Source organism: Dyella kyungheensis (assembly GCF_016905005.1).
In the GTDB taxonomy this organism is placed as follows: domain Bacteria; phylum Pseudomonadota; class Gammaproteobacteria; order Xanthomonadales; family Rhodanobacteraceae; genus Dyella; species Dyella kyungheensis.
The window spans coordinates 977,132-989,570 of the sequence record NZ_JADIKC010000003.1; the positions used below are offsets into that span (position 1 = coordinate 977,132).

The window sequence follows — 12,439 nt, forward strand, 5'->3', positions numbered from 1 at the left end:
ATTCAATCGAGGCGGCGTGCGCTGTAGCGACCGCGGCTGATATCGGTGATGCGAGCCTGCGCCTCTTCCACGCGCAGGGCGGGCAATTGGATGTCCAGCTCGACGCCATCGGCGCCAAACGTCTCCTGCATCAGCTCGGCGTCGAATTCGCGCAGCCTCGCCTTGAGCAGCGCCAGTTCCGCGAAATCGCAGTGCACTCCCAGGCGGGCCATGGCCACGATGGGAAGCCGCTCGGCACGGCGCAGGCATTCCGCCGCGGTGCCGCCGTAGGCGCGCACCAATCCGCCCGCGCCCAGCTTGATGCCGCCGTACCAGCGTGTCACCACCACCACGGCGCGATCGATGGCCTGGCCTTCGATGGCCTGCAGGATGGGACGCCCCGCGGTGCCGCCGGGCTCGCCGTCGTCGTTGAAGCGGTAGTCCTGGCCGATGCGATAGGCCCAGCAATTGTGCGTGGCCGCCGGGTCGCCTACCTGGCGCACGAAGGCCAGCGCTTGCCCGGCGGTCTGTACCGGTGCGGCCTGGGCGAGGAAGCGGCTTTTCTTGATGTCCTCGCTGTGCTGGCAGGCGCCGGCGAGGGTGTGCAGCGTTTCACTCATGATCGGGCAGCTGCGCTCGCAGGTCGTCGGGCAACGGCACGTCCGGGTGCGCCTGCTGGAATGCGCGCAGTCGCTGCCGTGCTTCGTCGTGCCGTTGCAGCGCGAAGAGCAGGCGGATTTTCGCGAGTTCTTGCGCGGGCGTGTCCGAGGGACGGGCGGCGGTGTCGCCCAGCGCAGGCATGGGCGCGGGCACCGCCATGGTTTTCATGGCCGCCATCGGGCGCTGCTCCACGTTGCCGGCGATGGTCGCAGGCGGCGCGGCGGGTGCGCGAGCGTAAGCCGCTTCGGTGCTTTCTGCGATGGGAGCGGGCGGCGCAGGCGGCGCCGGGGCCGCCGCTGACATGTCTGCCGCGCGGTTCTCCTGCAGGGCGACCATCGGCGCGGGTTCCGTCGCGGCAGCTGGCGGCTGTTCGGTTGCCACGGTAGGGGCCACCAGTTTCGGCTTCATGGCGGAGCGAATGCTTTCCTGCTTCGGTCGAACCGTCGCCGTCATGCGCGCCGCGGGTGCAGCGGTAACGGGGGCGGCGACCGGGCTGTCGGCTACGACGGTGCTTGGTGCCGACGCCGGCGCGGCCGGTTCGTTCGACGGGGCGCGGCTCATCACCACGGCCCCCGGTGAGGGTATCTGCGGCACGCTCGAAGGCTGCTGCATCATCCGCCAGCCCAGTCCGGCCGCGACCACGATCACGGCGCAGCTCGCCACGGCCACCGGCCAGCGCATGATCTTCCGCTGGCGTTGCGCACGCACGGCATCGGCCGCCGTGCGCTTGATGGCGGCGTCCAGTGCGGGCGACGGCTCCTTGCGCGGCAGGCTGCGATAGAGCGCCTTGAGCTCGTCGTCGCCGGGCAGGTCGTCGTGGTCGGGGTCGTGCGTATTCATTCGGCCAACTGTTCGCGCAAGCGGTTCATGGCATAGCGCAGTCGCGATTTTGCGGTTTCGCGTCCTACGCCGGTGACTTCGGCGATTTCCTCCACGCTCAGGTCGTTCTCCAGCCGCAGCAGCACGGCGGTGCGTTGCTCGTCCGGCAATTGCTCGATGGCCAACTGCAGGCGGCGCCGGCGTTCGAACTCGGACAACACGTGCTCGGGCTGTTCGTGCTCCGGCGAGGCCGTCAGTTCGAACGCACGCTCCGCTTCCTCGCCGGTAGCCATCGGACGTTTGCGCCGGTAGCTGTCGATCAGCAGGTTATGCGCGATCTGCAGTAGCCAGGTGGTGAATTTGGCCTGCGGCGCATAACGGGCACGGGAGGCAATGACGCGGCTCCAGGTTTCCTGGAACAGTTCCTCGGCCACTTGCGGGTCGCGCGCGGCGCGCAGCAGGAAGCGATACAGCACGCCGCGGTGGCGCGCATAGAGGGCGTCGAACGCCGCCGCCTCGCCTCGTGCATAGGCAAGCATCAGCGTCGCATCATCGTCCACAAGGGCGTCCATGGGCGGCGAGGTTAAGGCAAACCGGCGTTGCGGGTAAGCGTGTGCGTCAGGGTGGCACGTCCATGGCGGCGTCCGGTTCAGGCTGAGAGGCGGCATACCGGTGTAACGCGTGGCGCCGGCATTCGGGGTTGCCGGTGGGCGGCATGCTTCAGGGAATCACATCGCCGGGCACGGGATGCCCGAAGTCCTCCGGCGCGAGCTTCTGCGTGAGGCGGAACACGCCCTCGTGCACATGGCGCGGCAGCACCACGTCGAGCACGGTGGTCTGGTGCGGGGCGACGATCAGGAACAGATCGTCCCTGGCCGCCGTGGTGGCGATGGCGTGATGCACCAGTCCCGCCAGGTCGTTGGGTTCGATGCTGGCGCTGTAGGGACGATGGCTGTCCATGGCGGCGCGCAGCGTGCGGCGACTGTTGTCCGGGTCGGCCACGCGGGGCGTGCCGGCCAGCAGCGCATGGTTGAGGAAGAACGTGATCACGTTGCCCTGATGGCTGTTCGCCTGCCGGTCGAGCATGAAGCCCTGTGGCATCCAGTCGGGATTCGGCGGCGTGCCCGCCTTGAGCAGCATGCGCGCACCGAGCAGCGGTTCGCCGCCTTCGTCGGTGAGGCGAACCACCAGCATGCTGCGCGGATCGTGGATATGCACACGGACGGGAAAGGGGCCGACCGATTCCATTTCCACGCGGTTGGCATCGCGTTGCGCATTCTCCGCGTCGAACGCATCGCACAGTTGGTGATAGCTGGCGACATCGCGCACATGCAGGCAGCGCAGCAGGGCATCGACGGTGGCGGGCGGCGCCGAGGCCATCACGCCCTGCTCGTCGCCGGAATGCGAGGCACCTGGAATCAGCTTGAATGCCGTGCGCGGCGCGGTGACGACATTGAGCGACAGGATGTCGCCGGTGCTGCTGCTTTCACCGGCGAGCACGGCATGGCGTGCGTTGAGATTGGCTGCGGCGATACGTACCACGCCATCGGAGCCATCCTCGCCGGTGTAGCTGTTGATGTGGTCGTAGAGCGATCGATCGGGACGGTCGCCGGTCAGCACGAACAGGAACTGGCCTTGCCCGGCGGGGTCGCCGCCATGGATATGGTCGAGATTGAGCGACAGCGATTCGCTGCTGCCCAGTTCCAGCCAGTCGAGAATGCGCTGTCCCGGTTCCACGCCGCCGGCCCACGCTTTCAGCCGCCCCAGCACGCTCTTGCCGAGCTGGGCCAGCGCGGAGCCGAAATTCGCCGGCGCCAGCATCATCAGGTGGGTCAGGCGGATGGTGCTGAACGCACGTGGCCGTTCGCGCTGGGCGCGCAGCCATTCGCGTACCACCGGACCACCGGTGGAGTGGGTGATGCAGGCGAAGCTCGCATCCTGCAGATGCAGGTCGCGCAGCGCATGATCGAACGCGCGCACCACGTCGGGCATGGTCACCACGTCGTCGAAGCTCACGTACTCGGACAACCAGATATCGGCCACCGCGAGCGCGATGCCTGCCGTCGCTGCCTGCGCCTGCAGGCGCTGCGGCAGGAGGCCATAGGTGGAGGTGTTGGTCACGCTCCAGCCGTGCACGAAAACGAGTGTGGTCATGGTCCGCTCCCCGCGGTGCGCCTTTGTTCGCTCGCTAACCGTTTAAATGTCCATCAGATGACAGAGCGGCGGGTTGTGCGCTATCGCCGCAAAGCATCGTAAGGCCCTAAGATGCCATGCCTTTCCATGGAGCGGGGAAACCGCATGCTGGCCGTCCTGTTCGTGCTGCTGTTGTTGATTGTGTGGTTCTATCGCCGGCGCTGGCGCAAGACGGCACATACGCTGTTGATCGTGGGCCTGCTGGTGTTTTTCGGCATCGGTTGCGGTGCACTGCCACGCCTGCTGTCGGACAACCTGCAATCGGGTTACGAGGTGGATCCGGCCATCAGCTGGGCGCCGCGCAATGCCATCGTGGTGCTGGGCGCGGGTACCGCGGTGGAGGAAGGGCATGCCCTGCAACCATCGTACTTCGTCAATGGACGCATCCTGCGCGCTGCCCAGCTTTACCACGCATGCAAGTCGGCCGGGAAGGAATGCCGTCTGGTGGTCAGCGGTGGCGATTCGCAGAGTCATGGCGAAGCGGAGGCCACGGTCTATGGCCGTGCGTTCACCGCGCTGGGCATTCCCGCCGCGGACCTGTCGATCGAATCACGCAGCATGAGCACCTGGCAGAACGCCCAGTTCAGCCGTCCGATCCTTGCCGAGTACGCGCCGCAGCACATCGTGCTGGTGACCTCGGGCATTCATCTGCGCCGCTCGCTGCAGTATTTCGCGCACTTCGGCATCGTGCCGCAGCCGGTGGCCGGCGACTGGGTCAATGCACGCAGGGAAGTGGCGCCCGATACCTGGAACTTCATGCTGATGGATGCCTCGCTGCACGAGTACCTCGGCATCCTGCGTTACCGGGTCTACAACCTGCTGGGCTGGAACGCGCCAAAGGCTGCGCCGCTAGCAGCCTGAGGCGCCGATTCGCCGTTCATTTTCCAGCCAGCTACGGAGCGCATATCCGCGTAACCTTGTGCGGCTAACCCTACACCGGTCGCTCCGATGCCCTCCGAATTATCTACCGATCCGCACTCGCGTGCGGCGCTTCCGCTTGCCCCATCGTTGGACCCCACGCTAGCCGCGGCGCATATGCCGCGTCATTTCCGGCCGCTGGAGCGGCGGGTGCTGTGGATCTGTCTGCTGGCCATGCTGCTCGGTTCGGCGGTAGCGCTGGTCGCGCGATTGCTGACGGCGCTGATTGGCCTAGTTACCAACCTCGCGTTTTACGGCCGCATCAGCACCGAATTCAGCAGTCCGGCGGGCAACCATCTCGGCCTGTGGGTGATCGCGGTGCCGGTGATCGGCGGCCTGATCGTCGGTGCCATGGCACGTTGGGGTTCGCGCGCGATCCGCGGTCACGGCATTCCCGAGGCGATGGAACAGGTGCTGCTCAACGAGAGCCGCATCCCGCCGCGCATCACCTGGTTGAAGCCGGTGTCGTCGGCGATCGCCATCGGCACCGGCGGTCCGTTTGGCGCGGAAGGTCCGATCATTGCGACGGGTGGTGCGCTGGGTTCGTTGATCGGCCAGCTGTTGCGCGTCACTGCGGACGAGCGCAAGACGCTGCTCGCTGCCGGCGCCGCCGCAGGCATGGCGGCGGTGTTTTCCGCACCGATCTCCTCGGTGTTGCTGGCGATCGAACTGCTGTTGTTCGAACGCCGCGCGCGTTCGCTGATTCCGGTGGCGCTGGCCGCGGTGATGGGCACGGCGGTCCGCTATCTGCTGGAAGGCAACGAGCCGATGTTCGCGATGCCGGCCATTGCCACCCCGGCACTCAGCGCGGTGGTGGCCTATATCGTGATGGGCATCGCCACCGGCGTGGTCAGCGTGGGCATCACCAAGCTCACCTATGCGATCGAGGACGGTTTCGAGAAGCTGCCGATTCACTGGATGTGGTGGCCGGCCATCGGCGGCGTGGTGGTGGGTGTGGTGGGTTACTTCATGCCGGCCACGCTTGGCGTGGGCTACACCAATATCGCCTCGCTGCTGGCCGGGCAGATCGGTTTCGCCGGCATGCTCGCGCTGTGCCTGATGAAGCTGCTGTCCTGGTCGGTGGCGCTGGGCAGCGGTACTTCCGGTGGCACGCTGGCGCCGCTGTTCACCATCGGCAGCGCGATGGGCGGTGTGTTCGGATTGCTGTGCGTGAGCTGGTTGCCGTGGCTGCAGGTGGACTCGCGCGTCGCCGCGCTGGTGTGCATGGCGGCGATCTTTGCCGGCGCGTCGCGCGCGTTCCTCACGTCGGTGGTCTTCGCCTTCGAAACCACTCAGCAACCGCATGGCCTGTTGCCGCTGCTGGGCGCGTGTGCCGCGGCTTATCTGGTCTCAGGCCTGATGATGCGCAACACCATCATGACCGAGAAGATCGTCCGCCGCGGTGTGCGTGTGCCGGCCGAGTACACCGCCGATTACCTGGAGCGCATTGCCGTGGGCGAGGCATGCAGCCGCGATGTGGTGAGCCTGCGCGCGAACGAGACGCTGGCCGATGTGCAGGCATGGCTGTCGACCGAACATGCGCCGGCCAAGCACCAGGGCTTTCCAGTGGTGGATGAGCAAGGCCAGCTGCTCGGCGTGGTGACGCGCCGCGATCTGCTGCGCGCCGGCTCGGCGCCGGATGCGGAAGTGCGTTCGCTGCTGCACCGCCCGCCCATCGTGGTGCGTGAAGATCACACGCTGCGCGAAGCGGCCGATCACATGGTGGAAGCCGACGTGGGCCGCCTGGTGGTGATGGCGCGCAACGGGCGCCAGATGGTGGGCATCGTCACCCGCGGCGACCTGCTCAAGGCACATGCGCAGCGTTTGCGTGAGGCGCGCGAATCGAGCCGCCATCTCGGCGGCAAAACAAAACCGGCCGTGTAAGGGCCGGTTTTGTGGAGCACCGGAGCCGCTTGTGCGGCCCGGGTCAGTTCATCAAGCCGACTTCAGCGAAGCCATGTCGATCACGAAGCGATAGCGCACGTCGCTGGTGATCACACGCTCGTAGGCGGCATTGATGTTCTTCATGTCGATCACTTCGATGTCGCTGACGATGTTGTGCTCGGCGCAGAAGTCCAGCATTTCCTGCGTTTCGGCGATGCCGCCGATGGCCGAGCCCGAGATCGAGCGGCGACCCAGCAGCACCTGCGCAGCGTTCACCGGCGGATCGAGCGGCTGCAGCTGGCCGACCAGGCAGATCACGCCATTGACGGCGAGCGTGGCCAGGTACGGGTTGAGGTCGTGCGGGTTGGGCACCGTGTCGAGGATGAACTCGAACTGGCGCGACACCGCCGCCATCTGCTTCTCGTCGGTGGACAGCACCACATGATCGGCACCCAGGCGGCGCGCTTCCTGTTCCTTGCCCGGCGAGCGGGTGAACAGGGTGACGTCGGCGCCCATCGCCTTGGCGAACTTCAGGCCCATGTGGCCCAGGCCGCCCAGGCCGATCACGGCGATCTTGCTGCCCTTGCCGATATTCCAGTGGCGCAGCGGCGACCAGGTGGTGATGCCGGCGCACAGCAGCGGCGCGGCAGCCTTCAGGTCGAGCTTGTCGGAGATCGACACCACGAACTTGTCGGACACCACGATGCGCTCGGAGTAGCCGCCGAAGGTCGGCATCTTGTCATGGCGGTCGATGCCGTTATAGGTCCAGGTGGCGCCTTCCACGCAGTACTGCTCCAGACCGGCGCTGCACGAAGCGCAGTGCTGGCAGGAGTCGACCATGCAGCCTACGCCCACGGTGTCGCCCACCTTGAACTTGCTGACCTCGGGACCGACCGCGCTGACGCGGCCCACGATCTCGTGGCCCGGCACCATCGGATAGAGGCTGCCGCCCCATTCGTCGCGCGCCTGGTGGATGTCCGAGTGGCAGACGCCGCAATAGAGAATGTCGATCACCACGTCGTTCGCGCGCGCATCGCGTCGTTCGAACTGGTGCGCGGCCAGCGGTGTGGTGGGGGACTGAGCGGCATAACCGCGGATGGACATCGTCATGGCATGACTCCTGTGGGGAGGGAACAGCGAGGTGGCGAAGTATGGGCGCCCGGCGCCGGTGCCGGGTAGCCGATTCCTGCGAGATGATTGCCTGATCCTGCAATGTGGCCGGTGAAGGGCTCGCCACGGGACAGAGGAACAGGCAAGCTCTCGCTCTAGAAATCGGCCCTAAGTCCATGAATGAAAAACTTTCCCCGTCCCAGGGTTCGGCGCGACTTTCGCAAGATCGCGAGGAATTGACAGCGCGCGTTGAACGATTGGCGTCGTCGCAGGGTTTGCATGCCACGGCGTGGTCGTCGCTCACCTTGTTCCGTGCCGACTCCGTGGGCGCCCCGACCTGCGCCATGTACGGCCCGGGCCTGGGGCTGGCCCTGCAGGGCGCCAAGCAGATTCTGCTCGGCCAGCAGTCGTTCCTGCATGAGCCGGCCTCCTACATGGTCAATGCGGTGGACGTGCCGGTGTCCTCGCAGGTGGTGCGGGCCTCGGCCGAAGCGCCTTGTCTGTGCCTGACCTTCCGCCTGGACCTGCAATGCATCCGTGAACTGTTGCCTGGGGTGCAGTTGCGGCGCAGCGCTGCCGTGTCGGCGTCGGGTCTGTCGATCAGCCCGCTCGATGGCAGCCTGCTCGATCCGTTGCTGCGACTGGTGCGCCTGCTCGATGCGCCGCGCGATCTGGAGGTGCTGGGCCCGCTGCTCGAACGGGAACTGCTGTACCGGTTGTTGACGGGCGAGCAGGGCGCCTTGCTGGCGCAGATCGCCACGTCCGGCAGCCAGGGCCATCAGGTATCGCGCGCGATCGACTGGTTGCGCCAGCACTACGATGAGCCGCTGCGCATCGACGAGCTGGCGGCACGCGTCAACATGAGTGCGTCGTCGCTGCATCATCATTTTCGCGCGATTACGGCGATGAGTCCGTTGCAGTACCAGAAGCAGTTGCGTCTGTACGAGGCGCGGCGCTTGCTGTTGGCCGATCAGTGCGATGTGGCGACGGCGGCGCATCGCGTGGGGTACGAGAGTCCTTCGCAATTCAGTCGCGAGTACAGCCGGGCGTTTGGGGCGCCGCCATTGCGGGATGTGGCGAGGTTGCGGTTGGCGGATGCTGGCTCTGCGGCTTAGAGGTGATGTGCATCGTGGATCGAGCGGGCATTGACGCGCATCCGCCACGGTGCCGCGCCGTTCGCTGCGCAACGGGTCCAATCGCCGAGGACTTAAAGCGTGGCCTCGCTTCGCATTGGCTTTGGCGCACCACTGCGTCCGGTGCGGCGATTGTCTGTAGGAGCGCACCCTGTGCGCGACTGCAGCGCTGGGATGTATCGCTTCGTAGGTTTGTCGCGCACAAGGTGCGCTCCCACAGTAGAGCTTCACTCCACTTCGCCCTCTTCCCTCCGGGGTGAGGGGCGGGTGCTTGCGGGAACGTGTGTGCTTTTCTGTGGGAGCGCACTTGTGCGCGACAGCCACGCCGGGATGTATCGCTCCGTCGGCTTGTCGCGCACAAGTGCGCTCCCACAGATTCACGGCCAAGCATAGTGTCAAGCGGCGATTTGAGATTTGCGCGGCTGGTCTTGTCAGAACGACTCCCAACGCTTTCTTTCTCTCTTGACGTGCATTGTGGATATGCAGAGCATGCGCGGCGCGCAGTGACATCTGCGGGAAACGTTTCGGCCAGGGAATGCTATGAATCTTGCTTTATTCGATTTCGACGGCACCATCACCACGCGGGAGATGTTTCGTCCCTTTATCGAGTTTGCCGTGTCGGCGCGTCGTCGCAGGTTGGGTGGGGCCGTGCTCGCGCCCATGGTGGCCGGTTACAAGCTGGGCTGGGTGTCGCCCAACCTGATGCGCGGAAGCGCGGTCCATGTTGGTTTTCGTGGCGTGCCTGAGGCGGAGGCGTTTGCGCGGGGCGCGGACTTTGCGCGCGAGGTGCTGCCCGGAGTGCTGCGCGATGAGGCGCTCGAGCGCATTGCCTGGCACAAGGCCCAGGGCGACCGGGTCGCGGTGGTCTCCGGCGGGTTGGACGTCTATCTGTCCCACTGGTGCCGCACGCACGAGCTGGAGTTGCTCTGTTCGCGGCTGGAATCGCGCGATGGCCGCCTCACCGGTCGTTATCGCGGCGAGCAATGCGTGAATGCCGAAAAGGCGCGCCGCGTGCGTGCAGCCTATGAGCTGGCGGATTATCCGGTGGTCTATGCGTACGGCGACACGCCGGAGGATCGCGAGCTGCTCGGCGTGGCTCATCGCCGCTACTTTCAATGGCAGGAAGTGAGCTGATCGACGGCTGACTCGAGTCCTTCACGTGGCGTGAATGGGACGGGTCATGAAATGCCCGGAGAGGTCCGAACACGGTGTGGGAGGCGCTCATGAAAAGGCAATGGACCGGCATCATGGCTGTCGTTGTTGTTCCGCTTCCAGTCGGTGCGGCCCACGCCGCAACCATGGAGGACAAGGCCTCGCAGGAGGTGCTGGCCGCCATGGAACGAACGTCCACCTGGGGACACCCTGACCAGTACGGCGAATTCGTGGGGATGCAGGCTTATGCGGGCAAGGACTACGCCAGGGCGATGAAGTATTTCGAGATGGGCGCCCGCTATGCGGACAAGCTGTCCCAGCTCAGCATCGGACTGATGTACCTGCAGGGCGAGGGTGTCGCCAGGGATCCTGTCACCGCGTACGCGTGGCTGGCGCTGGCCGCGGAACGGAAATTCCCGCGCTACCTGGCCACGCGCGACGATGTGTGGAAACAACTGGACGACAGCCAGCGTCAACGGGCAAGCGTGCTGCTCGATCGACTGTTGGGCGAGTACGGCGATGCGGTGGCAAAGCCGCGCATGGAGCGAGCGCTGCGCGAGGCCAGGACCGGGATGACCGGATCGCTGGTCGGTTACGGCGCGCCCGAGGTCAGCTCGCTGACGATGGCTCAGTTTGCCGCGGCGAACGCTTCTCTTGGGCGATTGGGCGGCGCGCTGCCGACGTGCGGCGCTCGATCCATCGACGGCGCGCCCATAACGGGATGCGGGAATATCTACGTGGCCTGGCGCTGGGACCCCAGGCAGTACTTTCGCATTCGCGATGCGGTCTGGTACGGCACGGTTACCGTGGGCGCGCTGGAACAGGATCGGGACGCGACCCACTGATGCCGCAGGCACAAAGGCTTGTGCATCCCTCCTGATATGGGGTCTTCGACGACAAGCTGGGCGCGGGCCCGGCGATGCCGTGCCCCAAAGGTCATTCTTGCGGCGAACATGGCCGGCGGGCGACAGTAGGGCGTTCGTCCGGGCACGTGTTTGTCGCAGAGCCAAGGGGAGGCACATGCAGACAAGTCGAGGGGTAGTGCTGGCCAAGGCAGTGGCGGTAGTCGCGGTGTTGTTTGCCGCGCTCTCGGTACGCGACCTGGCCGCGATGGCAGGCGTGAAGATTCCGGGCCTGCCGATGTCGTCGTATGGCGGATCGAGCATGGACAATCTGCTCGCCGTGCTGCTGGTGCTGATCGCTTTGTTGCTCTTGAGGCCACGCCATGCAGGCCTTTCGGTCGCGCGCCTGTTCGGCTTGGACGCCACGGGATGGAAAGCGCCTTTGTGGATGTTGCTGGCCACCTTGCCGTTCTGGGTGGGATGCGCGGTGACCGGCAAGCTGCAATCGAGCATCGATTGGCGAGGCATGCTGTTCACGGCGTTGCTGTTCCCGCTGGCCGAAGAACTGGTGTTCCGCGGTTTCGGTTTCATCTTTACCCGTCGCGCGCTGCGCTGGCCCTTGCTGCCGGCCGTGCTGGTGCAGGCGCTGGTGTTCGGCTGGGTGCACTGGGCGGGCATGGAGGACAGCGAGCTGGCGATGCAGGTGTTCGCCATCACTTTCCTGGGTGGCATCGTGTTCGCGGTCGTCGATGCGATGGATGGTTACACCTTGTGGTGCGGCCTGATCCTGCATGTCTCGCTCAATGCGGCGTGGGATGTGTTCGACGTGGCGCCTTCGGCGGCCACGGGTTGGCTGGGCAATGGGTTGCGCGTGCTGAGTGCGGCGCTGGCGATCGGTGGCGTGTGGCTGTTGCGTCGGCGGTCGCGTCGTGCGTCCATGCAGGGATTGAATGGCAAAGTGGCGCCGGTGCGTCCGTTGAGCTGAGCGCCGGGGATTTCAACGCAGTCCGGGGAGATGCCGTTCATGACCACGCTCAAGCGTGACGCCCGTATCGTCGGGTTGATCTACCTGGCACTGATCGTGTCGGCACCGTTCCGCCTGATCTACATTCCAGGCGCATTGTTCGTGCATGGCGATTCGGCAACGACCGCCCACAACATCGCCAGTCACGAACTGATGTTCCGGTTGGGCATCTTCGGCGATCTGGTCACCGGCGTAGTCAGCCTGTTGCTCACCTTCTCGCTGTACCACCTGTTCAAGGACGTCGACAAAAAGCTCGCCGCGCTGATGTTCGTGTTCGGCTTCATGGATACGCCGCTGTACTTCTTCAACACGATCAACGACGTGGGCGCTCTGCTCGCGGTCAATGGCGCCGACTTCCTGGCCTCCTTCAGCCAGGCGCAGCGCGAAGGGCTGATGACGCTGTTCCTGCGCATGCATGGGGAGGCGATCTCGTGCGCGGAAATGTTCTGGGGCCTGTGGTTGTTTCCGCTGGCGTGGCTGGTGATCAAATCGCGCTTCGTGCCGCGCCTGCTGGGGTATTGGTTGATCCCCAACGGCCTGGCCTATCTGGCGCTGTGCGTGTCCGGCGTGGTGTTTCCGGCCGTCGAGGACACCGTCAGCCAGTTCGCCTTCCCGCTGCAGCTGGCCGAAGTGGCGTTCGCGCTGTGGCTGGTGATCATGGGTGCCAAGCCCCGTGCCGACGGCTTGGCCATGCCAGCGCGAAGCTAGGTCGGCCGTCTCGTCGT

Annotated in this window: 12 protein-coding genes; 7 read left to right on the top strand and 5 right to left on the bottom strand. The window is 65.7% G+C overall.

Annotation, left to right across the window (positions count from 1 at the left end):
• Nucleotides 1-2: 2 nt before the first annotated feature.
• From ISP20_RS09140 to ISP20_RS09155, 4 genes are all read right to left on the bottom strand, one after another.
• Complete coding sequence (locus ISP20_RS09140) at nucleotides 3-599, bottom strand: IMPACT family protein (RefSeq protein WP_204635715.1); 597 nt, start codon at nucleotides 597-599, stop codon at nucleotides 3-5.
• On the bottom strand, nucleotides 592-1,479 hold the full coding sequence (locus ISP20_RS09145; protein ID WP_204635716.1) for a hypothetical protein: 888 nt from the start codon (nucleotides 1,477-1,479) through the stop codon (nucleotides 592-594). The genes ISP20_RS09140 and ISP20_RS09145 overlap by 8 nt, the downstream gene beginning before the upstream one ends.
• Nucleotides 1,476-2,030 (bottom strand): RNA polymerase sigma factor, encoded by a 555-nt coding sequence (locus tag ISP20_RS09150; RefSeq protein WP_204635717.1) that lies wholly within the window; start codon nucleotides 2,028-2,030, stop codon nucleotides 1,476-1,478. The genes ISP20_RS09145 and ISP20_RS09150 overlap by 4 nt, the downstream gene beginning before the upstream one ends.
• 148 nt (nucleotides 2,031-2,178) lie before the next feature.
• The gene (locus ISP20_RS09155; RefSeq protein ID WP_204635718.1) at nucleotides 2,179-3,612 is read right to left on the bottom strand and encodes a lipase family protein; all 1,434 of its coding nucleotides are present in this window, start codon (nucleotides 3,610-3,612) and stop codon (nucleotides 2,179-2,181) included.
• Between the two features lie 144 nt (nucleotides 3,613-3,756).
• On the opposite strand from ISP20_RS09155, the gene ISP20_RS09160 reads away from it, so the two are divergent.
• Both ISP20_RS09160 and ISP20_RS09165 read left to right on the top strand, forming a co-directional pair.
• Nucleotides 3,757-4,512 (top strand): YdcF family protein, encoded by a 756-nt coding sequence (locus ISP20_RS09160; RefSeq protein ID WP_204635719.1) that lies wholly within the window; start codon nucleotides 3,757-3,759, stop codon nucleotides 4,510-4,512.
• 174 nt (nucleotides 4,513-4,686) lie between these two features.
• Nucleotides 4,687-6,453: a chloride channel protein gene (locus ISP20_RS09165; protein ID WP_204635720.1), complete on the top strand. Its 1,767-nt coding sequence runs from the start codon at nucleotides 4,687-4,689 to the stop codon at nucleotides 6,451-6,453.
• 51 nt (nucleotides 6,454-6,504) lie between these two features.
• Here ISP20_RS09165 and ISP20_RS09170 read toward each other — a convergent pair whose 3' ends face one another.
• A complete protein-coding gene (locus tag ISP20_RS09170; RefSeq protein WP_239535451.1) occupies nucleotides 6,505-7,563 on the bottom strand; it encodes an NAD(P)-dependent alcohol dehydrogenase in 1,059 nt (352 codons plus the stop codon).
• Nucleotides 7,564-7,799: 236 nt separating this feature from the next.
• On the opposite strand from ISP20_RS09170, the gene ISP20_RS09175 reads away from it, so the two are divergent.
• The 5 genes from ISP20_RS09175 (at nucleotide 7,800) to ISP20_RS09195 (ending at nucleotide 12,422) form a co-directional block, all read left to right on the top strand.
• Nucleotides 7,800-8,678 (top strand): AraC family transcriptional regulator, encoded by an 879-nt coding sequence (locus tag ISP20_RS09175; RefSeq protein WP_239535453.1) that lies wholly within the window; start codon nucleotides 7,800-7,802, stop codon nucleotides 8,676-8,678.
• A gap of 558 nt (nucleotides 8,679-9,236) precedes the next feature.
• Complete coding sequence (locus ISP20_RS09180; protein ID WP_204635722.1) at nucleotides 9,237-9,830, top strand: HAD family hydrolase; 594 nt, start codon at nucleotides 9,237-9,239, stop codon at nucleotides 9,828-9,830.
• Between the two features lie 89 nt (nucleotides 9,831-9,919).
• A complete protein-coding gene (locus ISP20_RS09185) occupies nucleotides 9,920-10,693 on the top strand; it encodes a sel1 repeat family protein (RefSeq protein ID WP_204635723.1) in 774 nt (257 codons plus the stop codon).
• Nucleotides 10,694-10,868: 175 nt separating this feature from the next.
• Nucleotides 10,869-11,675 carry a CPBP family intramembrane glutamic endopeptidase gene (locus ISP20_RS09190; RefSeq protein WP_204635724.1) on the top strand — a complete coding sequence of 269 codons (807 nt, stop codon included), beginning with the start codon at nucleotides 10,869-10,871 and terminating at the stop codon, nucleotides 11,673-11,675.
• A 39-nt stretch (nucleotides 11,676-11,714) separates the two neighbouring features.
• The gene (locus tag ISP20_RS09195; RefSeq protein WP_204635725.1) at nucleotides 11,715-12,422 is read left to right on the top strand and encodes a DUF4386 domain-containing protein; all 708 of its coding nucleotides are present in this window, start codon (nucleotides 11,715-11,717) and stop codon (nucleotides 12,420-12,422) included.
• The last annotated feature ends 17 nt before the right edge of the window (nucleotides 12,423-12,439 follow it).